This window comes from Streptomyces sp. GL_140, assembly GCF_057834465.1.
The window spans coordinates 2898101-2920107 of the sequence record NZ_CM174404.1 but is presented as its reverse complement, the minus strand read 5'-3'; the positions used below and the strand labels follow the sequence as shown (position 1 = coordinate 2920107).

Genomic DNA, 22007 nt, shown 5'->3' with positions numbered 1-22007 from the left:
GCCCCCACGCCGTCGGTCGACGTGGGGGCCTTCGCGGTATCTGTTCCCCGTGAGGGGGTGGGCGTCACAGCAGGCGGCTGCCGAATTCCGCCAGGATCAGCGCCGCGAGCATCGCGTACAGGGCCAGGGGGACCAGCCAGTGCGGGATCGCGCGGAGCCGGGAGCCGGCCGGCGCCAGGTGACGGGTGACGTACCAGAACAGTGGGATCATCACCGCCCAGACGATCATGCACCACGGGCACAGCGCGCCGATCACGTACAGGCACTGGCTGATCAGCCAGACCGTGAAGCAGAACCCCGCCGCGACCCCCGCCCACAGCCCGCGCCACAGCCAGCGCGGGAACACCGCCCCGGCCACGAGGGCCGTGCCCAGCCCGGCGAGACCCGCGAAGCCGGCGATGCCGAGCAGCATGTTCGGGAAGCCCAGCAGGTTGCCCTGCCAGGTGTTCATCACGTCGCCGCAGCTCAGCACCGCGTTGACGTTGCAGCCCGGGGTGAAGAGCGGATCCTCCAGGGCCCGGATGCGGTCGTACGTGAGGATGCCCGAGGCCAGCGTGCCGATCAGTCCGCCGATGAGCACGAGCAGGGGGAGGCCCCGGGAGACACGGACGGGGCGGGTTTCGTCGGGGGTCATTCCTTCGACGTTACGAAGCCGGGCGCCCCGGGCGGCAGGGCCGTTCGGCCATCATCGCGAGATCCGGAGTGCGGTATATCACTTTTTAGGCGGCACGGCCGGATCGGATCCGTGGCACCGACCACGGATGATGGGGGGCATGCACGTCAAGCCCGCCGTCTCGGCACTCCACCGAGCCCTGGCCTCCGGCCGCCGGTTCCTCGAGAGCTGGACCGGGTCCCCACGTGCGATGGACGTGCTCACGGCCGGCGGCTGCTTCGCGCTGATGGCCCTGGACCTGCCCGGCCTGGCCGCCGCCGACAACTCCCTCAACGGCCCGCTCGCCGCCGTGGTGCTCGCCGCGGGCTGTCTCAGTCTGCTGATGCGCCGCAGCCGGCCCTGGGTCTCGTACTTCACCGCCCTGCTCTTCATCGGATGGCTCCACGAGCTGACCCTGATCCAGTTCGCGCTCTACTCGGTGGGCCGCTACCGCGGGCGCCGCGCCGGAATCCTCGCCACCCTCGGGTACGTGGCCTTCGCGCTGGTGGTGTTCAGCGTGCCCGGCTGGCCCGAGCCGCGGGCCGAGACGCTCAGCTCCTTCCTCAGCCTCGTCGTGCCCATAGGGGTCCTCGCCTCGGCCGTGGGCATCGCCGCGTACCGCCACGACCTCGTGCGCGAGCTGGCCGCGCGCCGGGCCGAGACGGCCGTGCTCCAGGCGGTGGAGCAGGAGCGGACCTCCGTGGCCCGCGATGTCCACGACTTCGTCGGACGCGAGCTGACCCTGCTCACGGTCCGCTCCGAGGTGCTGTCGATGCGGGCGCGGAAGACGGCGTACGCGAAGGACTTCGAAGAGCTCGCCGACACCGCCCGCCGGGCCCACCTGGTGCTCAACGAGATCATCGTCCAGCGCGGCGAACGGGCCGCGACCCCGGGAGTGGAGGGGCTGGATGCGCTCGCGCAGGAGAGCGGGCGCGCGGGTTCGCCCGTACGGCTCGACCTGGATCCGGGCGTGCACGGGCTCTCGCCGCTGCGGCAGGCGGCGGTCTACCGGGTGGTGCAGGAATGCCTGACCAACGCCGCCAAGCACGCCCGCGGCGAGACCATCGACGTCACCATCTCGGCGGACGGACCGCAGCTGCGGATCGCCGTCCGCAACGGGCTGCCCGAGCGGGGCCCGTCCCGGGCCCCCGTCTCGGCGGGCTCGGGCACGGCGAGCATGTCCGAGCGCGTGCGCAGCCTGGGCGGAACCCTGGCGGCGCGGCGCACGGAGAGCTCGTACGAGGTCGTCGCGACCCTCCCGAAAGGCTAGGCCCCGGGCCGATGCCCGGTGCTAGCCCCTCGCCGGGGCCAGCAGGCTGCTCAGTCTGTCCATGTCCTCGACGCAGCGGCCCGAGCCCAGCGCGACGCAGTCCAACGGGTTGTCCGCGACGAAGACCGGGATCCCGGTCGAGGAGGCCATCCGCAGGTCCAGGCCGGGCAGCAGCGCGCCGCCGCCGGTCAGGACGATGCCGTGCTCCATGACGTCGCCGGACAGCTCTGGCGGGCACTCCTCCAGGGTGGTGCGCACCGCCGCGATGATCGCTTCGATGGGTTCGTCGAGGGCCGCCCGCACGTCGAGGGCGTCCAGCTGGAGGGTCTTGGGCATGCCGCCGACCTTCTCGCGGCCCCGCACGGTGAAGGTGCGGGTCTCCAGCTCCGGCTGGTCCGGCACCGGCCACGCCGAGCCGATGGCGATCTTGATGTCCTCGGCGGAGCGCTCGCCGATGAGCAGCGAGTGCTCCTTGCGGACGTAGTCCATGATCGCGGCGTCCAGCTTGTCGCCGCCGATCCGCAGCGACTGGGAAGTGACGATTCCGCCCAGCGATATGACCGCGACCTCCGAGGTGCCGCCGCCGATGTCGACGACCATCGAGCCGCGCGGTTCGGACACGGGCAGCCCGGCCCCGATCGCGGCGGCCATCGGCTCCTCGATCAGGTGCACGGTCTTGGCGCCGGCCCGGGTGGAGGCGTGGACGATGGCGCGGCGCTCGACCGGGGTGACCCCGGACGGTACGCAGATCACCATGCGGGTGCGCACCCGGCGGCCGGGGACCGCCTTGCGGACGAAGTGCCGGATCATCTCCTCGGCGGCTTCGTAGTCGCAGATCACGCCGTCCTTGAGCGGGCGGATCGCGGTGATGGAGCCGGGGGTGCGGCCGATGGTCTCCTTGGCTTCGGTGCCCACGGCCAGGGCGGTGGTCGTACCCGCCTGGACGGCGACCACGGACGGCTCGTTCAGGACGATGCCGTGCCCCCGTGCGTAGACGAGGGTGTTGGCGGTTCCCAGGTCGATCCCTATGTCGCGGCTGGAAGGGGTCTTGGTCGGACCCGTCTTTTCTATGCGCGCCTGCGGCATTTGTTCCCCAATCTCCTGTCCGCAAGGCTTGCATAACGATCTGGTCGCTCCGGGCGTCGAAGGTCCCGAAACGACCGGGCCGAAGGTCCTTGCGGCTCTCATCCGTAGACTGGGTCCCGTGAGTGAGCAGCAGCCCGAGAGCCACGATGACAGCTTCGACGAGTTCGACCAGATCGTGGCGGAAGAGTCCGACCGCGATCCCGACCTGGCGGTGATCGCTGCGGGCAGCCGCACCCTGCGCGCGCAGGCCGGTCCGCCGCAGGGCGACCCGGTACCCGATGTCCCCGTCGACCCCGAGGTGGCCCAGGCGCTGCGGGAGGTGGAGCAGGAGCTGGCCGGCCGCTGGGGCGAGACCAAGCTGGAGCCGTCCGTCACCCGGATCGCCGCGCTGATGGACGTCCTGGGCGAGCCGCAGCGCGCGTACCCCTCCATCCACGTCACCGGCACCAACGGCAAGACGAGCACGGCGCGCATGATCGAGGCGCTGCTGAACGCCTTCGAGCTGCGCACCGGCCGCTACACCAGCCCGCACGTGTCCTCGGTCACCGAGCGGATCAGCCTGGACGGGGCGCCGATCACCGCAGAGCGGTTCGTGGAGACCTACCACGACATCAAGCCGTACGTGGAGATGGTGGACGCGGCCGAGGAGTTCCGGCTGTCCTTCTTCGAGGTCCTCACCGGGATGGCCTACGCGGCGTTCGCGGATGCCCCGGTGGACGCGGCCGTGATCGAGGTCGGCATGGGCGGCACCTGGGACGCCACCAACGTGATCGACGGCGCGGTGGCCGTGGTCACCCCGATCAGCCTGGACCATACGGACCGGCTCGGCTCCACGCCCGGCGAGATCGCGCAGGAGAAGGGCGGGGTCATCAAGCAGGGCGCCACCGTGATCCTGGCGCAGCAGCCGGTGGACGCGGCGCAGGTCCTGCTGAAGAAGGCCGTCGAGGTCGATGCGACGGTGGCCCGCGAGGGCATGGAGTTCGGCGTCGTCACCCGTGAGGTCGCCGTCGGCGGCCAGCAGCTGACGCTGCGCGGGCTGGGCGGCGAGTACGACGGGATCTTCCTGCCGCTGTACGGCGCCCACATGGCGCACAACGCGGCGGTGGCGCTGGCGGCGGTCGAGGCCTTCTTCGGGATCGGCGCGGACCACGCGCGGGTGCTGGACGCGGACACCGTGTGCAAGGCCTTCGCCTCGGTGACCTCGCCGGGCCGCATGGAGGTGGTGCGGCGCAGCCCCACCGTGGTCCTGGACGCGGCGCACAACCCGGCCGGGGCGCTGGTCACGGCGGAGGCGGTCACCGAGGCCTTCGGCTTCAGCCGGCTGGTCGGGGTCGTGGGCGCGAGCGAGGGCAAGGACGTGCGGGGGGTCCTGGAGGCCTTCGAGCCGATCTTCGCGGAGGTCGTGGTCACGGAGAACACCAGCCACCGGGCGATGTCCGCCGACGAGCTGGCGGCCGTGGCGGTCGAGGTCTTCGGCGTGGACCGGGTGCAGGTGGAGCCGCGGCTCGACGACGCCCTGGAGGCGGCGATCACGCTGGCCGAGGAAGAGGCCGAGTACGGAGGGGCCGGGGTCCTGGTGACCGGGTCCGTGATCACGGTGGGCGAGGCCCGCCTGCTGCTGAAGAGGGGCTGAGGGATGCGCACGCTGTGTGCTTCGACGCTGATCGGCGAGTTCTTCGTGATCGGCTTCGCCGGGCTGGTGGCGATGAAGGGCGATCTGAGCCAGGCCACGGTCTGGACGGTCTGCGGGATCGCGATGCTGGTGTCGGTGCTGCTGTGCGGGATGCTGTCCCGCCCGGGGGCCGTGCAGATCGGCTGGGCGCTGCAGATCGGGCTGATCCTGAGCGGGCTGGTCGTCCCGACGATGTTCTTCCTGGGTGCGGTCTTCGCGGGCCTGTGGTGGTGCTCGATCCACTACGGCCGCCGCATCGACGACATCAAGGCCCGCTGGGCGGCGGCCAACGCCGAGGCCGAGCCCCAGGTCCAGGCCTAGGTCCGGGCCTGGGTCCGGGCCGGGGCCCGGGCCCGGCCGGAACCCCTGTAGATTCGCCCTACCGCACCCGTATGCCGCAAGGAGCCGAAACATGACCCAGCGCACGCTCGTCCTGCTCAAGCCCGACGCCGTCCGTCGCGGCCTGATCGGCGAGATCGTCGGCCGCATCGAGCGGAAGGCCGGCTGGACCATTCCCGCGCTCGAACTGCGCACGCTGGACCAGGAGACCCTGGAAGCGCACTACGGGGAGCACAAGGGCAAGGTCTTCTACGAGCCCCTCATGGGCTTCATGGCCAGCGGCCCGGTCGTGGCCCTGGTCGTCGAAGGGGAACGCGTGATCGAGGGTGTCCGCCAGCTGGCCGGACCCACTGACCCGATCGCCGCGGCGCCCGGCTCCATCCGGGGGGATTTCGGCACCGTGACCCGGGAGAACCTGATCCACGCCTCGGACTCCGAGGAGTCCGCGGAGCGCGAGCTGAAGCTGTTCTTCCCGTCGCTGTGATCACTCTTTCCTGACGGAACATCAGCCAAATAGCGCTCATGACCTGGGGCGACCGAAGTAATTTCGGTCGCCCTTTGGTATTACCGGTGATTACCGGGAACGCATCGACAGGACACGACGTCACCACTATGGGGGCGGGTATCCATTCCGGCGGGCTTGCCGGAGTCCCGTCGCGCGATGTCCGTACTTGCGGCACTACGATGGGGCCTCCACCCACACACCCACCTCGCCGACCTGACAGCAGCTGCTATCAACTGGAAGGCCAGACGCTCCTCATGGGGAACAAGGGGAACTACATGTCGTTCATCGGCCGTGACATGGCGATCGACCTCGGGACCGCCAACACGCTGGTGTACGTGCGTGGCCGGGGGATCGTCCTGAACGAGCCGTCCGTGGTCGCCATCAACACGAACACCGGCGGCATCCTGGCGGTCGGCTCCGAGGCGAAGAAGATGATCGGCCGGACGCCCGGCAACATCGTCGCGGTCCGGCCCCTCAAGGACGGTGTGATCGCCGACTTCGAGATCACCGAGCGCATGCTCCGGTACTTCATCCTCAAGATCCACAAGCGCCGCTACCTGGCCCGCCCGCGCGTCGTGGTCTGCGTACCCTCCGGCATCACGGGAGTGGAGCGCCGCGCCGTCATCGAGGCGTCCACGCAGGCCGGCGCACGACAGGTGCACATCATCGAAGAGCCCATGGCTGCCGCCATCGGCGCGGGCCTGCCCGTCCACGAGGCCACCGGCAACATGGTCGTGGACATCGGCGGCGGTACCACCGAGGTCGCCGTCATCTCCCTCGGCGGAATCGTCACAGCACAGTCCATCCGGGTGGCCGGGGACGAGCTGGACAACGCGATCATCCAGCACATCAAGAAGGAGTACTCGCTCCTCCTCGGTGAGCGGACCGCGGAGCAGATCAAGATCACCATCGGGTCGGCCTACGACCTCGACAAGGACGAGCACACCGAGATCCGCGGCCGCGACCTGGTCTCCGGCCTCCCGAAGACCGTCGTGATCTCGGCCGCCGAGGTCCGCAAGGCCATCGAGGAGCCGGTCAACGCGATCGTCGACGCCGTCAAGACCACCCTCGACAAGTGCCCGCCGGAGCTCTCCGGCGACATCATGGACCGCGGCATCGTCCTCACCGGAGGCGGCGCCCTGCTCCGCGGCCTCGACGAGCGGCTGCGCCGCGAGACGGGCATGCCCATCCACATCGCCGAGGACCCGCTCGACTCCGTCGCGCTCGGATCCGGCAAGTGCGTAGAGGAGTTCGAGGCCCTCCAGCAGGTCCTGGACGCCCAGCCCCGGCGCTGACCCTCCCCCGAGGGGTACGAGGAACACAGACGATCCGCCGTACGGGTGCTACCGGGCCCGTGCGGCGGATCGTTGATATACAGGCAAGGCCCGGTGCAAGCCCCGGCTCCACCGGAGCGGCTCCGCCGCACAGCCCGGTGCAAGCCCCGGCTCCACCGGAGCGGCTCCGCCGCACAGCCCGGTGCAAGCCCCGGCTCCACCGGAGCGGCTCCGCCGCACAGCCCGGTGCAAGCCCCGGCTCCACCGGAGCGGCTCCGCCGCACAGGTAACTACGAGGAAGGCACGGCCGCCGCACGTGAGGGACACACGAGAAAGCCGGCTGCTCCTGGTGCTTCTGATCGCCATCGCGTTCGCACTGATCACGGTGGACATCAGGACGGGCGAGGAGTCGCCGGTCGACGGTGCCCGACAGGCCGCCGCAGCGGTCTTCGGGCCGGTCGAGAAGGGCGTGGCGAAAGGGGTCGATCCGGTCGCCAACGCCATAGGGGCGGTACGGGACTCCGGCGAGCGCCACAACCGCATCGCGACGCTGGAGCGCGAGAACGCGGCACTTAAGGCCAAGCTCGGCAGCGACGACCAGACCCGCAGCCGGATCCGCGAGCTGGACGAGATGCTCAAGCGCGCGGGCGCCGGACAGTACGGCATCAAGGGCGCCGAGGTCATCGCCATAGGAGCGGCCCAGGGCTTCTCCTGGACCGTCACCATCGACGCCGGCACCAAGGACGGCATCGAGCGCGACATGACGGTGCTCAACGGCGACGGACTCGTCGGCCGGGTCGCCACCGTCGGCCCCGACACCGCCACCGTGGTCCTCGCCAACGACCCCGACTTCACCGTGGGCACCCGCCTGGAGAAGACCGGCGAACTCGGCTTCGCCACCGGACAGGGCGACCGCTCGCTGTCCGTGCAGATGCTCAACGGCAAGGCCAAGGTCGCCCCCGGCGACCGCCTCGTGACCTTCGGATCGCGCGGCAACAAGCCCTTCGTCCCCGGTGTCCCGATCGGCGAGGTGGTCAAGGTCGACCCCTCGCGCGGAGACCTGACCCGGACCATCTGGGTCCGCCCCTACGTGGGCTTCTCCCGCCTGGACATCGTCGGCGTCGTGGTGATGCCCCCGCGCGAGGACCCCCGCGACGCAGTCCTGCCTCCCAAGCCCGAGGCACCCAAGCCCACCCCGACGGTCACCGTCACGGTCACGCCGTCGCCCGGCGCGTCCGGCAAGCCGGACGACCAGTAGGAGCCGACCATCATGCGCTTCAACCGGATCCTGCTCTCGGCGACGCTCGTCGTGGTCGCCCTCGTCGTCCAGGTCTCCATCCTGGGAAGGCTCCAACTCCCCGGAGCCGTCCCCGACCTGGTCCTGCTCACGGTCGTCGCCCTCGCACTCGTGTACGGGTGCGTCAGCGGAGCCCTCATCGGCTTCACCGCCGGCCTCCTCGCCGACCTGGCCCCGCCCGCCGACCACGCCGCCGGCCGCTACGCGCTCGTGCTGTGCGTCATCGGCTACGTCGCCGGCCTGGTCCGCCCCGACACCGGGCGCTTCCGCTCCGCCTGGGGCCCGATGCTCACCGTCGTGGGCGCGGCCTTCGCCTCCACCCTCCTCTACGCGGGCGTCGGCGCCCTGGTCGGCGACACCGCCGCCCGCCACGTCGGCCTGACCGGGCTGCTGTTCACCGCCGTCCTCTACGACCTGCTGCTCGCGCCCTTCACCGTGCCGTTCATCATGGCGCTGGCCCGCCGCGCGGAGAACGACCCGATGGCCGTCGACGCCAACGGCGGCCCGCCGTCCGGCAAGGACATCGCCTCCGGCTGGCTGGCCGGCGGCACCGGCCTGCGGATCGGCAGCCAGCGCGGCGGCCTGCGGATGAAGACCGCCCGCAGCCGCGCCAACCGGGCCGGCCGGATAAAGGGCGTCAAGGGAATCAAGGGTGTGAAGAGCGTCAAGAAGCTGTGAGGGAGGAGTCCTCGTGACCAACATTCCGGAGACCGGACGCACCTCCCGGGTGCGGATCCGGCTCGTGATCATCCAGGTCCTCGTCTTCTCCCTGCTCTGCACCCTCGGCGGTCGCCTCTGGTACCTCCAGATCCGCAACGGCGACGAGTACTCCGACGAGGCCAAGAACAACCACGTCCAGCAGGTCGTCCAGCCCGCCGTGCGCGGCTCGGTCCTCGACGCCCGCGGGGTCCCGCTCGCCGACAACGAGACCCGCCTCGTCGTCTCCGCCAGCCGCACCGAGCTGATGAAGATGAAGGACCGCGGCAAGGCGGTCCTCGCCCAGCTCGCCGGAGTCCTCGACATAAGGCCTCAGGACGTCGCCGACAAGGTCCGGCTCTGCAACAACGAGACCCCGCAGCCCTGCTGGAACGGCTCCCCGTACCAGCCGATCCCCGTCACCAACAAGGCCACCACCCAGCAGGCCCTGCAGATCCGCGAGCGTCCCGAGGACTTCCCCGGGATCACCGCCGAGCCCACCGCCGTACGCCGCTACCCGGCCCCCGGCGGCGCCAACACCGGCCAGGTCCTCGGCTACCTCTCCCCGGTCACCGACGCGGAGATCGTCAAGGCGAAGACCACCAACTCGCCGTTCCTGCGCTCCGACCAGGTCGGCCGCTTCGGCATCGAGCGCACGTACGACAAGGAGCTGCGCGGCAAGTCGGGAGTCACCCGCTACGAGGTGGACAACCTCGGCCGGGTCATCGGCCAGGCCAAGAACGACCCGGCGGTCCCCGGCGCCAACCTCGTCACCAGCATCGACGCCCGCGTCCAGGGCGTCGCCGAGTACGAGCTCAACGCGGCGATGCTGGAAGCGCGCAAGCAGATCGACCGCAACACCGGCGTCCCCTACAAGGCGGACGCGGGCGCCATCGTCGTCCTGGAGTCCAAGACCGGCCGGGTCGTGGCCATGGCCTCCAACCCGAGCTACGACCCGAACGTGTGGGTCGGCGGCATCTCCGGCAAGGACTACGCCAAGCTCACCGCCAAGGAGTCCAACGTCCCGCTGATGAACCGGGCGATCCAGGGCCAGGCCGCCCCGGGCTCCATCTTCAAGGTCATCCCGACCGCGGCCGCGGTCAACGCGGGCTACCCGTTCGACGGCGACTACCCCTGCCCGAGCTCGTACTCCATCGGCGGCCAGGTCTTCAAGAACTTCGAATCCCAGGGCCACGGCTCGATCACCCTCGGCCGGGCCCTGGAAGTCTCCTGCGACACCGTGTTCTACGCGCTGGGCCACAAGGAGTGGCTCAAGGACGGCGGGCTCAAGCCGAAGAAGAACCCGGCACAGATCTTCTACAAGACCGCCCACCAGTTCGGCCTCGGCGCCGAAACCAACATCGACCTGCCGGGCGAGGAGAAGGGCCGGGTCCCCGACCGCGAATGGAAGCAGCGGTTCTGGGAGGCCAACAAGGCCGGATGGTGCAAGACCGGCAAGAAGGGCGGCACCTACGTCGAGCTGCTGTCCTACGAGAACTGCCTCGAAGGCAACCTCATGCGTGCCGGTGACGCCGTCAACTACTCCATCGGCCAGGGCGACACCCTCGTCACCCCGATCCAGATGGCGACCATCTACGCGGCCATCTCCAACGGCGGCACCCTGTGGAACCCCACCATCGGCAAGGCCATCATCAGCGCGGACGGCAAGCACGTCGAAGAGATCAAGCCGCAGGCCCACGGCAAGCTGCCGATGACCGAAGCCACCAGGCAGAAGATGGTCGGAGCACTGGAGGGCGTCGCCACCCGCGGTACCGCCGCCTGGCGCTTCGGCGGCTGGCCCCAGAAGCAGATCCCGATGCACGCGAAGACCGGTACTGCCGAGGTCTACGGCAAGCAGACCACCTCCTGGTTCGCCACCTTCACCGACGACTACACGATCGTCATGACGATCTCCCAGGGCGGCACCGGCTCCGGAGCATCGGGCCCCGCCGTCCGCAACGTCTACAACGCCATCTACGGTCTCGACATGGCCGGAAAGCAGGACCTCAAGCAAGCCCTGCTCCTCCACCCCGAGGCCAAGCTCCCCACCATCCAGGCCGACGGCTCCATCGACTCGCCCGAGATCAAGCCGTACGTGCCCCCGTCCCCGGAAGACCTGGCGCCGGCCCCGCTCGCCGGGCCGCCCGCCCCGCCCGCCGCACGGCAGGACTGAACCCTGATGCAGACCGCGAACAAGTTCTCCGTATCCCGGTACGCGCCGGAGCGCGGGGCGATGGCCAAGCTCACCGCCCGCGACTCGGTGCTGCGCCGGCTCGACTGGCCGATACTCCTCTCCGCACTGGCCCTCTCCTTCATCGGCTCCCTGCTGGTGTGGTCGGCGACCCGCAACCGGACCTCCCTGAACAACGGGGACCCGTACTACTTCCTCTTCCGGCACGCCATGAACACCGGCATCGGCCTCGTGCTGATGATCGCCACGGTCTGGCTCGGCCACCGCACCCTGCGCGGAGCCGTGCCGATCCTCTACGGGCTCTCCGTCGTGCTGATCCTGGCCGTGCTCACCCCGCTCGGCGCCACCATCAACGGCGCCCACGCCTGGATCGTCATCGGCGGCGGCTTCTCCCTGCAGCCCTCCGAGTTCGTGAAGATCACGATCATCCTGGGCATGGCGATGCTGCTCGCCGCCCGGGTCGACGCGGGCGACCTCACCAACCCCGACCACCGCACGGTCGTCAAGGCCCTGTGCCTGGCGGCCGCCCCGATGGGCATCATCATGCTGATGCCCGACCTCGGGTCCGTCATGGTCATGGTCGTCATCGTGCTCGGCGTCCTGCTCGCCTCCGGCGCGTCCAACCGCTGGGTACTGGGCCTGCTCGGTTCGGGCGTGGCCGGCGCCGTCCTGATCTGGCAGCTCGGCATCCTCGACGAGTACCAGATCAACCGCTTCGCGGCCTTCGCAAACCCCGAGCTCGACCCCGCCGGCGTCGGCTACAACACCAACCAGGCGCGCATCGCCATCGGCTCCGGCGGCCTGACCGGCTCCGGGCTCTTCCACGGCTCCCAGACCACCGGCCAGTTCGTGCCCGAGCAGCAGACCGACTTCGTCTTCACGGTGGCGGGGGAGGAGCTGGGCTTCGTCGGAGCCGGCCTGATCCTCGTCCTGCTCGGCGTCATCCTGTGGCGGGCCTGCGTCATCGCCCGCGAGACCACCGAGCTCTACGGCACGATCGTGTGCGCCGGGATCATCGCCTGGTTCGCCTTCCAGTCCTTCGAGAACATCGGAATGACACTGGGGATCATGCCGGTGGCGGGGCTCCCGCTGCCGTTCGTCTCCTACGGAGGATCGTCGATGTTCGCCGTGTGGGTGGCCATCGGACTGCTCCAGTCGATCAGGGTGCAACGGCCGATGTCGGCCTGATCGGCCCGTCCCGGGCCGTTTTTGCGCCGCTCTCCCCGTTCGCACCCACGTCGCCGTCCGTTCAGGAATAGGTTCGGTTCATGGTGGACACGAAGCGTGAGATCGAGCGGAAATTCGAGTTCTCTACGGCGAAACAGAGCCGGCGCGGGGTGCCGGACCTGACGGGCACGGCCGCCGTCGCGGCCGTCACCGACCAGGGCACCGTGGACCTCGACGCCGTCTACTACGACACCCCCGACCAGCGGCTCGCGGCCGACGGGCTCACGCTGCGCCGCCGCACCGGCGGCGCGGACGCCGGCTGGCACCTCAAACTGCCCGTCGCCCCCGGCGTCCGCGACGAGATCACCGCCCCCCTCAGCGACACCGTGCCGACCCCACTGGTGGCCCTGCTCCGCTCCCGCACCCGCGACGGCGCCCTGGAACCGCAGGTCAGGCTGGTGTCCTCGCGCAAGGTCAGCCACCTCCTCGACGCCGACGGCGCGCTCCTCGCGGAACTGTCCACCGACGCGGTACGCGCCTGGGGGTCCCCCCGGACGGAGTCCGGGGGATCCGACGAGGCCACCGCCGCCTGGACCGAGGTCGAGGTGGAACTCGCCGACGGGGTGGACCCGGCGCTGCTCGACGCCGTCGAGAAGAAGTTCCGCAAGGCCGGCCTCCTCGTCTCCGCCGCCCCCTCGAAGCTGGCCCGCGCGCTCGCCGAGACCTCCGCCGAACCCCCGCCCCGGCCCGTGGGCGGTGGCCCCGAGGGCACGGCCGGCGCCTACGTGCTCTCGTGCCTGCGCGAACAGCGCGACACCCTGATCGCCCGGGACCCCGCCGTCCGCCGCGGCCTGCCCGACTCCGTCCACCAGATGAGGGTCGCCACCAGGAGGCTGCGCAGCGCCTTCAAGACCTACCGCCGGTTCCTGGACCCCGGCGAGAGCGACCCGGTCGGCGAGGAGCTCCGCTGGCTCGCCACCGAACTCGGCGTCGACCGCGACCGCGAAGTACTCCTGGAGCGGCTGCAGACCGGGCTCGGACAGCTGCCGCGCACCCTGCTCCTGGGCCCGGTCCGCGGCCGCCTCAAGGTCTGGAACACCGCCCGCCGCACCGGTTCGCGCCGGGCGGCCCTGGCAGCGCTCGACAGCCGGCGCTACGTGGCCCTGCTAAACGCCCTCGACGCGCTCCTGGCCGACCCGCCGCTGCTCAAGCCCGCCGGCCGGCCCGCCGGGACGGCCCTGCCCGCGACGGTCCTCGGCGACTACGAACACCTCGCCGGCCGCGTCGAAGGCGCACTGGCCATGGATCCGGGCCACGACCGGGACCTGGCCCTGCACGAGGCCCGCAAGGCGGCCAAACGCGCCCGCTACGCGGCCGAGGCGGCGGCCCCGGCCCTCGGCAAACCCGCGCGCCGCCTCGCCGAGGCGGTGCAGGCCGTCCAGACCCTGCTCGGCGACCACCAGGACGGCGTCGTGGCCCGCGAGACCCTGCGCGGCATCGCGGTCCAGGCGGCCGGCGCGGGGGAGTCGGCCTTCACCTGGGGCGTGCTCTACGCCCGCGAGGAGGCGCTGGCCGAGCGCCGGGAACGGGAGCTGCCCGAAGTGTGGGCGGCGGCCGCGGCCCCCGCGCTCGAGCTGCGCGCCGCGGCGGCCGCCCGGCCGACGGGCGGCAGGGGGACGGCGTGATCTTGCGGCAGGGGGTCGGCGGGCCTCGGGGTACGCTTGAGAGTCGCCCCCTGCCCGCTTCACGAAAGTCGCGTGATGACCGAGTCGGTCTTCCCTCAGCTTGAGGCCCTGCTTCCGCACGTCCAGAAGCCGATCCAGTACGTCGGCGGTGAGCTCAACTCCACCGTCAAGCCCTGGGACAGCGCCGACGTGCGCTGGGCGCTGATGTACCCGGACGCGTACGAGGTCGGGCTCCCCAACCAGGGCGTCATGATCCTGTACGAGGTGCTCAACGAGCGCGAAGGCGTGCTCGCGGAGCGCACGTACAGCGTGTGGCCGGACCTCGAAGAGCTGATGCGCGAGCACAAGGTGCCCCAGTTCACCGTCGACTCGCACCGTCCGGTCGGCGCCTTCGACGTGTTCGGGCTCTCCTTCTCCACCGAGCTCGGCTACACCAACATGCTGACGGCGCTCGACCTGGCGGGCATCCCGCTGGAGGCGAAGAACCGTACGGTCGACCACCCCATCGTGCTCGCGGGCGGCCACGCGGCCTTCAACCCCGAGCCGATCGCGGAGTTCATCGACTGCGCCATCATCGGCGACGGCGAGCAGGCCGTCCTCGACATGACGGAGATCATCCGGGCCTGGAAGGCCGAGGGCCGGCCGGGCGGACGCGAAGAGGTGCTGCTGCGCCTCGCGAAGACCGGCGGCGTCTACGTGCCGGGCTTCTACGACGTCGAGTACCTGCCGGACGGCCGCATCGGCCGTGTCGTCCCGAACCGCTCCGGCGTCCCGTGGCGCGTGTCCAAGCACACGGTCATGGACCTCGACGAGTGGCCCTACCCCAAGCAGCCCCTGGTCCCGCTCGCCGAGACCGTCCACGAGCGCATGTCCGTGGAGATCTTCCGCGGCTGCACCCGCGGCTGCCGTTTCTGCCAAGCCGGCATGATCACGCGCCCCGTGCGGGAGCGAAGCATCACCGGCATCGGCGAGATGGTGGAGCGCGGCCTCAAGGCGACGGGCTTCGAAGAGGTCGGTCTCCTCTCGCTCTCCTCGGCGGACCACACGGAGATCGCGGACATCGCCAAGGGCCTGGCCGACCGCTACACGGACGACAAAGTGGGCCTGTCCCTCCCGTCGACCCGCGTGGACGCCTTCAACGTCGACCTGGCCAACGAGCTGACCCGTAACGGCCGCCGCTCCGGTCTGACCTTCGCCCCCGAGGGCGGCTCCGAGCGCATGCGCAAGGTCATCAACAAGATGGTCTCGGAAGAGGACCTCATCCGGACGGTCTCCACGGCGTACGGCAACGGCTGGCGCCAGGTGAAGCTGTACTTCATGGTCGGCCTGCCGACCGAGACCGACGAGGACGTGCTCCAGATCGGCGACATGGCGGTCAACGTCATCGCCAAGGGGCGCGAAGTCTCCGGCCAGAACGACATCCGCTGCACGGTGTCGATCGGCGGATTCGTACCGAAGCCGCACACCCCCTTCCAGTGGGCCCCGCAGCTCTCCGCCGAGGAGACGGACGCCCGCCTCGGCAAGCTCCGCGACAAGCTCCGCGGGGACAAGAAGTACGGCCGCTCCATCGGCTTCCGCTACCACGACGGCAAGCCGGGCGTCGTCGAGGGCCTGCTCTCGCGCGGTGACCGCCGCGTCGGCGACGTCATCCGCGCCGTGTACGAGGCCGGCGGCCGTTTCGACGGCTGGCGCGAGCACTTCTCCTACGACGGCTGGATGCGGGCCGCCGAGAAGACCCTCCCCGCCTACGGCGTGGACGTCGCCTGGTACACGACGCGCGAGCGCACGTACGAGGAGGTCCTCCCGTGGGACCACCTGGACTCCGGCCTCGACAAGGAATGGCTCTGGGAGGACTGGCAGGACGCCCTCGACGAGACCGAGGTCGAGGACTGCCGCTGGACCCCCTGCTTCGACTGCGGCGTGTGCCCGCAGATGGACACGACCATCCAGATCGGGCCCACGGGCAAGAAGCTGCTGCCCCTGTCGGTCGTGAAGTAACCAGCCCGCGCCCGACCCGTTCCTGACGACGGCCCGCCCGACCCCACCGAGGGACCGGGCGGGCCGTCGTCGTGTCCGACCTGTGGCCTGGGCCGCGCAACGGGAGGGGCACCTACGGTGTCCTTATCCGCATGGAACTGGAAGAGGCGCACGCACCCCGGTGCGGTACCTGCTCGTGATGCCCGTGCTCGGGATCGGGTGGCTGGTCGGCGCCGGGTACCGGTACGTCCTCGTTCCCGTCGGGAACGCTGTCGCGTGGCTCCTCGTTCGTGCTCTCGCCTACGGAGTCCTGTGGCCCTGCGTCGCACTGTGGCGGTACGTGGTCGCGCCGCTCGGGTGGGGTGTCCACACGTACCTGCTCGCACCGCTCGGGCGGCTGCTCGTCGGGGCCTGGCACCTCGCCGGGCGGGCGAGCCGGGCCCTGTGGCGCGGACTCGTACGGGTGTGGCGCGGACTCGTCGTGCGGCCCGTCGCCTGGGCCTACCGGAGGATCGCCACTCCCGTCGGGCACGCCGTGCGCGCCGGGTGGAGCGCGACGCGCCGCGCGGTCCGCTCGGCGTACCGGCACACCGTCACTCCGGCCGGCCGCCTCGTCCGCGAAGTGTGGAGCACCTCGCGCCTCGCGGTGCGCGAGGCGCGGGCCGACGTAAGACGGATGCTGTTCGGGGGGCCGCCCCGGGAACCAGCGAGGTCACGGGCGCGTACTCTGGGTAGTAACACAGCCGTAGGCGACACGCCCGCCACTCCTGAGATCTCCCTGCACACGCAGGGGTGAGCCGGAGGGCAGGACGCGGCCCGCCCGCAGGCTCCACAGACCTCAGGGCGACGCGCGAGCCGCGAAGCCCCGCACAAGGAGAAGAACCACTGGGCAAGCGACAGCCCGAAGGCCCGCCTCCCGCACCGGTGGTGCAGCGCATTCGTCTGCGCTACACCAAGCGCGGCCGCCTCCGGTTCACCAGCCACCGGGACTTCCAGCGCGCCTTCGAGCGGGCCCTGCGCCGCTCCGAGGTGCCCATGGCGTACTCGGCCGGCTTCACCCCCCACCCGCGCGTCTCGTACGCGAACGCCGCCCCGACGGGGACCGGCAGCGAGGCCGAGTACCTGGAGATCGCCCTCGCCGAGCCCCGCGACCCCGCGAAGCTGCGCGAACTGCTCGACGAGTCGATGCCCGTCGGGCTCGACATCATCGACGCCGTCGAGGCCCGTACGTCGGGGCTCGCCGAGCGGCTGACCGCCTCCGTGTGGGAGCTGCGCCTGGACGGCGTGGATCCCGCGGACGCCGAGCGGGCCGTCGAGGCCTTCCTCGCCGCCGAGACGGTCGAGGTCCAGCGCCGCACCAAGAACGGCATGCGCACCTTCGACACGCGCGGCGCCGTGGTCACTCTGGAAACGGTTCCCGTATCGGTCGACGAGTCGGCTGATAGGACCCGGGACAATGCCTGTGCGATACTGCGGCTGGTTGTTCGGCATCTGACACCTGCCGTGCGACCCGACGACGTCCTGTCCGGTCTCCGAGCTGTGGCCGACCTAACGCCGCCGGTCCCCGCTGCGGTGACCAGGCTGGCGCAGGGGCTCTTCGACGAGGAGTCCGGCACGGTGACCGACCCGCTCGCGCCCGACCGCGAGGCTGTCACGGCCGCCCCACCCACGGCGGCCGTAACCGCCGACGCGAAGGCGCCGGAAGGTCCCGCCGCGTAGGGATCGTCGTCGTCGCGCAGCCCTGGGACTCGGGAGCCACCTGGGTCGGGCCGCGCACAGACCTGAAGACTTCCGCCAGGCCGTACGAACTACCACGTACGGAACCGGCGGCCATTGAACTGAGCTCCCGTGTGGCGAACGCGCCCCGGAGGCCGGCCCCGCTCTCATCGTGCGGAGCCGTGCCGGACCGGAAGTCAGCCGCGGCGCCCGGGAGCGTGACGGGAGAAACCCCGCATGCTCAACAACGAAAACGACAACAACACCACCGCCGACAGTGGCAGCCCGAGCGACAACCTGCCTCCGCGCAGGCGCCGGCGTGCCGCTTCCCGGCCGGCCGGTCCCCCCGGCGGCCCGGTAGCCGCCACCGAGGCGGCCCCCGCACCCGTGGTGGCAGCCGCCCCCGCCGAGGAAGCCGCTCCGGCCGCCGCCCCGGCCCGTACCCGTCGCCGCGCCACCCGCGCCGTGGCCGCCCCCGAGGCTCCCGTGGCCGAGGTCGCGCCCGTCGTGGTCGAGGAGCCGGCCGCTCCGGCCGCGGCTCCCGCCCGTGCCCGTCGCCGTGCCACCCGCGCCGTGACCGCCCCCGAGGCGCCGGTCGCCGAGGTCGCGCCCGTCGTCGTTGTGGAGGAGGAGCCCGCCGCTCCCGCCGCCGCTCCGGTGCGTGCCCGTCGCCGTGCCACCCGTGCCGTGACGGCTCCCGAGGCTCCCGTGGCCGAGGTCGCGCCCGTCGTGGTCGAGGCTCCGGTCGTCGAGGAGGCCGCTCCGGCCGCCGCCCCGGCCCGTGCCCGTCGCCGCGCCACTCGCGCCGTGGCCGCTCCCGAGGCGCCGGTCGCCGAGGTCGCGCCCGTCGTGGTCGAGGCTCCGGCCGTCGTGGTCGAGGAGCCGGCCGCTCCGGCCGCGGCTCCCGCCCGTGCCCGTCGCCGTGCCACCCGCGCCGTGACCGCCCCTGAGGCTCCCGCCGCCGAGGTCGTCGTGGAGGAGGCTCCCGCCGCGGCTGCGGCCCCCGCCCCCGTCAAGGGCACCGTCACCGTCGCCGACGCCGTGGACTCCCCGAAGCGCGGCGGTCGCCGTCGCGCCACGCGTTCCACCACCGCTCCGGCCGCCGCCGCCGCGCCGCAGCCCGCGGCTGCCGCCGCCGCTCCGGTCGAGGCGCCCGTGGCCGCCCCGGCCCGTGGCCGCCGCGCCGGTCGTCCGGCCGTCGCCGTCTTCCAGGCCCCGGTCTTCGCCGAGCCGATGTTCCAGACCCCGGAGACCGCAGCCATGGCCGCCGCGGCGGCTGCCGCGGCCGCCCCGGTCGACGAGATCGACGAGGTCGAAGAAGAAGAGGTCGAGCTCGAAGCCGAGGCCGTCGTGGCCCCGGCCCCGCAGCCGCCGGCCGTCGCCGCCGCCGTGGCCGCGGCGCCGCCGCCGAGAGCGCCGCTCCGGCGGCCCCGGCTGCCGCCGCGCCGTCAGCTCCGGTCTCGCTGGCCGACGTAGAGCTCTTCGAGGAAGAGGCCGAGGCCGCCGAGCTCGAAGAGGCCGCCGAGGAGGAGTTCGAGGAGTCGGGCGACCGCCCGTCCCGCCGTCGTCGCCGCGGTGGCCGTCGCCGCCGTCGCGGTGAGGCCGCCGACCTCGACGAGTCCGCCGAGGAAGAGGCCGAGGCCGAAGAGGCCGACGAGGAAGAGGCCGAAGAGGACGAGGAGAACGGGGCCCTCGGCTCCAGCTCCAGCCGTCGTCGTCGCCGTCGTCGTCGTCGCAGCGGTGACGGCGGTACGGACGCGGACGCGGCCGACGAGGACGGCGTGCGCACCGTCGTCAAGGTCCGCGAGCCCCGCCCGGCGCGCGAGCGCTCGGAGTCCCCGGTTGGCTCCACCTCCTCCGACGAGGTCCAGTCCATCAAGGGCTCGACCCGCCTGGAGGCGAAGAAGCAGCGCCGCCGCGAGGGCCGCGAGCAGGGCCGCCGTCGGGTCCCGATCATCACCGAGGCCGAGTTCCTGGCCCGCCGTGAGGCCGTCGAGCGCGTGATGGTCGTCCGCCAGTCGGGCGAGCGCACCCAGATCGGCGTCCTCGAGGACAACGTGCTCGTCGAGCACTACGTCAACAAGGAAGAAGCCACCTCGTACGTCGGCAACGTCTACCTGGGCAAGGTCCAGAACGTGCTGCCGTCGATGGAGGCCGCCTTCATCGACATCGGCAAGGGCCGCAACGCCGTCCTGTACGCCGGTGAGGTCAACTTCGAGGCGCTCGGTATGGCCAACGGGCCGCGCCGCATCGAGTCCGCCCTCAAGTCCGGCCAGTCGGTCCTGGTGCAGGTCACCAAGGACCCGATCGGCCACAAGGGCGCCCGCCTGACCAGCCAGGTCTCGCTGCCCGGCCGCTACCTCGTCTACGTGCCCGAGGGCTCGATGACCGGTATCAGCCGCAAGCTGCCCGACACCGAGCGCGCCCGCCTGAAGACCATCCTCAAGAAGATCGTCCCCGAGGACGCGGGCGTCATCGTGCGCACCGCCGCCGAGGGTGCGAGCGAGGACGAGCTGCGTCGCGACGTCGAGCGTCTGCAGGCCCAGTGGGAGGACATCCAGAAGAAGTCGAACCAGATCTCGACCTCTTCGCCGAGCCTCCTGTACGGCGAGCCGGACATGACCGTCCGCGTCGTGCGCGACATCTTCAACGAGGACTTCACGAAGGTCATCGTCAGCGGTGACACCGCCTGGGAGACCATCCACGGCTACGTGAACCACGTGGCCCCGGACCTGTCCGACCGGCTCTCCCGCTGGACCTCCGAGGTCGACGTCTTCGCGACGTACCGGATCGACGAGCAGCTCGCCAAGGCGCTCGACCGCAAGGTGTGGCTGCCCTCGGGCGGTTCGCTTGTGATCGACAAGACCGAGGCGATGATCGTCATCGACGTCAACACCGGCAAGTTCACCGGTCAGGGCGGCAACCTCGAGGAGACCGTCACCAGGAACAACCTGGAGGCGGCCGAGGAGATCGTGCGCCAGCTGCGGCTGCGCGACCTCGGCGGCATCGTGGTCATCGACTTCATCGACATGGTCCTGGAGTCCAACCGCGACCTGGTCCTGCGCCGGATGCTGGAGTGCCTGGGCCGTGACCGGACCAAGCACCAGGTCGCCGAGGTGACCTCGCTGGGCCTGGTCCAGATGACCCGCAAGCGGGTGGGCCAGGGTCTGCTGGAGTCCTTCTCCGAGACCTGCGTCCACTGCAACGGCCGCGGTGTGATCGTGCACATGGAGACCCCGACCGTGGTCGGCGGCGGTGGCAACGGCAAGCGCTCCAAGCGCCGCGGTGGCCGCGCCGACGAGCACGAGCACGAGATCGAGGCCGTCGAGACGGACGTCTACGAGATCGAGACCGAGGCGGAGGTGGCTGCCGAGGCCGCCGCCCCGATCGCGCTGCCGGAGCCGTCCTTCGTCGCCGACGAGGAGCTGTACGGCAGCCCGGCCGAGGCCGAGGCCGCCGCGGGTCTGAGCGGGCGTCGCAACCGCCGTCGCGCCACCCGCAAGGCGACCGCTCCGGCGGGCGCCGCGCGCGCCGCAGCCCCGGCTCCGGCCCCCGTGGCCGAGCCCGAGCCGGTCGTCGAGGCGGAGATCGAGGTCGTCGAGGTCATCGAGCCCGAGCCCGTCGTCGAGACGGTCGAAGCGGTCGAGGTCGTCGTGGAGCCCGTCGTGGAGGAGGCCCCCAAGGGCCGCACCCGCCGCCGTGCCACCCGTAAGGCGACCGCTCCGGCGGGCGCCCCGGCCGAGGCCGTCCAGGCCCCGGAGCCGGTCGTCGTGCCGGAGCCGGAGCCTGTCGTGGAGCCCGAGCCCGCGCCGGTGGTCGTCGAGACCCCGGCCGAGCCGGAGCCCGTGATCGAGCCCGTGGCCGAGGCCGCGCCGGCCCGTCCGCGTCGCCGTGCCACCCGCAAGGCCACCGCACCGGCCGGTTCCCCGGCGGGCGCGGAGGCGGCCGTGGTGGTCGTCCAGGCGCCGGTGGAGACCCCGGCCGAGGTCGTCGTGGAGGAGGCCGCCCCGGCGGCTCCCGCCAAGAAGGCGGTCCGCAAGACGGCCGCCAAGAAGGCGACGACCACGGCGGCAGCGGCGAAGAAGGCCCCGGCCAAGAAGGCGGCGGCCGCCAAGAAGACCGTTGCCAAGAAGGCCACGACGGCCAAGACGGCCGCCAAGAAGACCGTTGCGAAGCGGGCGACGAAGAAGACCGCGGCGGCCGAGCAGCAGACCCTGCCCTCCGTCTCGGCTCCGACCGAAGCCTGATCCGCTCCTGACCGTGGGCCCCGCCGACCGGCGGGGCCCACGGTCGCGCGGGGACCCGGTTTGACCCTCCGGAACCGGCCCCGTAACCTAGACCGTCGGCATGTTTAGACGATTACGTCTAACGCGCGCCGCGCTCCTGAGCACCTTCCTCCCGCCGAGCACCATGCGGGAGAGGCCGCTCGTCCAATCCGGATCGGTGTGGGCTTCGGCCCGCCTGAGCGGCTGGCTTCAGG

15 protein-coding genes and 1 pseudogene are annotated in these 22007 nt (G+C 71.5%); 14 read left to right on the top strand and 2 right to left on the bottom strand.

From position 1 onward, the window contains the following. Positions 1 to 64 precede the first annotated feature (64 nt). Positions 65 to 634 (bottom strand): vitamin K epoxide reductase family protein, encoded by a 570-nt coding sequence (locus tag AC3IYJ_RS13645; protein WP_489401565.1) that lies wholly within the window; start codon positions 632 to 634, stop codon positions 65 to 67. Positions 635 to 773: 139 nt separating this feature from the next. Between AC3IYJ_RS13645 and AC3IYJ_RS13640 the strand changes: the two genes are divergently transcribed. Then, the gene (locus AC3IYJ_RS13640; protein ID WP_489401564.1) at positions 774 to 1922 is read left to right on the top strand and encodes a sensor histidine kinase; all 1149 of its coding nucleotides are present in this window, start codon (positions 774 to 776) and stop codon (positions 1920 to 1922) included. Between the two features lie 21 nt (positions 1923 to 1943). Here the strand turns inward: AC3IYJ_RS13640 and AC3IYJ_RS13635 are convergent, their stop codons facing one another. After that, positions 1944 to 3008 (bottom strand): rod shape-determining protein, encoded by a 1065-nt coding sequence (locus tag AC3IYJ_RS13635; RefSeq protein WP_489401563.1) that lies wholly within the window; start codon positions 3006 to 3008, stop codon positions 1944 to 1946. Positions 3009 to 3126: 118 nt separating this feature from the next. Here AC3IYJ_RS13635 and folC point away from each other — a divergent pair, with 118 nt between their 5' ends. From folC to AC3IYJ_RS13570, 13 genes and pseudogenes are all read left to right on the top strand, one after another. Continuing rightward, positions 3127 to 4641 carry a bifunctional tetrahydrofolate synthase/dihydrofolate synthase gene (gene folC, locus AC3IYJ_RS13630; protein WP_489401562.1) on the top strand — a complete coding sequence of 505 codons (1515 nt, stop codon included), beginning with the start codon at positions 3127 to 3129 and terminating at the stop codon, positions 4639 to 4641. 3 nt (positions 4642 to 4644) lie between these two features. After that, entirely contained in the window at positions 4645 to 5001 is a 357-nt protein-coding gene (locus AC3IYJ_RS13625; protein ID WP_489401561.1) for a DUF4233 domain-containing protein, read from the top strand. A 91-nt stretch (positions 5002 to 5092) separates the two neighbouring features. Next, positions 5093 to 5503 (top strand): nucleoside-diphosphate kinase, encoded by a 411-nt coding sequence (ndk, locus tag AC3IYJ_RS13620; RefSeq protein WP_356655578.1) that lies wholly within the window; start codon positions 5093 to 5095, stop codon positions 5501 to 5503. A gap of 296 nt (positions 5504 to 5799) precedes the next feature. Then, positions 5800 to 6819, top strand: a complete 1020-nt coding sequence (locus tag AC3IYJ_RS13615; RefSeq protein WP_069923827.1) for a rod shape-determining protein — start codon at positions 5800 to 5802, stop codon at positions 6817 to 6819. Positions 6820 to 7114: 295 nt separating this feature from the next. Beyond that, entirely contained in the window at positions 7115 to 8056 is a 942-nt protein-coding gene (gene mreC, locus AC3IYJ_RS13610; RefSeq protein WP_489401560.1) for a rod shape-determining protein MreC, read from the top strand. Positions 8057 to 8068: 12 nt separating this feature from the next. Further along, complete coding sequence (gene mreD, locus AC3IYJ_RS13605) at positions 8069 to 8773, top strand: rod shape-determining protein MreD (RefSeq protein WP_489401559.1); 705 nt, start codon at positions 8069 to 8071, stop codon at positions 8771 to 8773. Positions 8774 to 8786: 13 nt separating this feature from the next. Beyond that, the gene (gene mrdA, locus AC3IYJ_RS13600; protein WP_489401558.1) at positions 8787 to 10964 is read left to right on the top strand and encodes a penicillin-binding protein 2; all 2178 of its coding nucleotides are present in this window, start codon (positions 8787 to 8789) and stop codon (positions 10962 to 10964) included. 6 nt (positions 10965 to 10970) lie between these two features. Beyond that, entirely contained in the window at positions 10971 to 12170 is a 1200-nt protein-coding gene (gene rodA / locus AC3IYJ_RS13595; RefSeq protein WP_489401557.1) for a rod shape-determining protein RodA, read from the top strand. An 80-nt stretch (positions 12171 to 12250) separates the two neighbouring features. Further along, positions 12251 to 13834: a CYTH and CHAD domain-containing protein gene (locus AC3IYJ_RS13590; RefSeq protein ID WP_489401556.1), complete on the top strand. Its 1584-nt coding sequence runs from the start codon at positions 12251 to 12253 to the stop codon at positions 13832 to 13834. Positions 13835 to 13906: 72 nt separating this feature from the next. After that, positions 13907 to 15832, top strand: a complete 1926-nt coding sequence (locus tag AC3IYJ_RS13585) for a TIGR03960 family B12-binding radical SAM protein (RefSeq protein WP_489401555.1) — start codon at positions 13907 to 13909, stop codon at positions 15830 to 15832. A 160-nt stretch (positions 15833 to 15992) separates the two neighbouring features. After that, complete coding sequence (locus AC3IYJ_RS13580) at positions 15993 to 16607, top strand: hypothetical protein (RefSeq protein ID WP_489401554.1); 615 nt, start codon at positions 15993 to 15995, stop codon at positions 16605 to 16607. Between the two features lie 131 nt (positions 16608 to 16738). Further along, on the top strand, positions 16739 to 17530 hold the full coding sequence (locus AC3IYJ_RS13575; RefSeq protein WP_489401553.1) for a TIGR03936 family radical SAM-associated protein: 792 nt from the start codon (positions 16739 to 16741) through the stop codon (positions 17528 to 17530). Positions 17531 to 17764: 234 nt separating this feature from the next. Continuing rightward, positions 17765 to 21774: pseudogene (locus AC3IYJ_RS13570) on the top strand (Rne/Rng family ribonuclease). Positions 21775 to 22007: the final 233 nt, after the last annotated feature.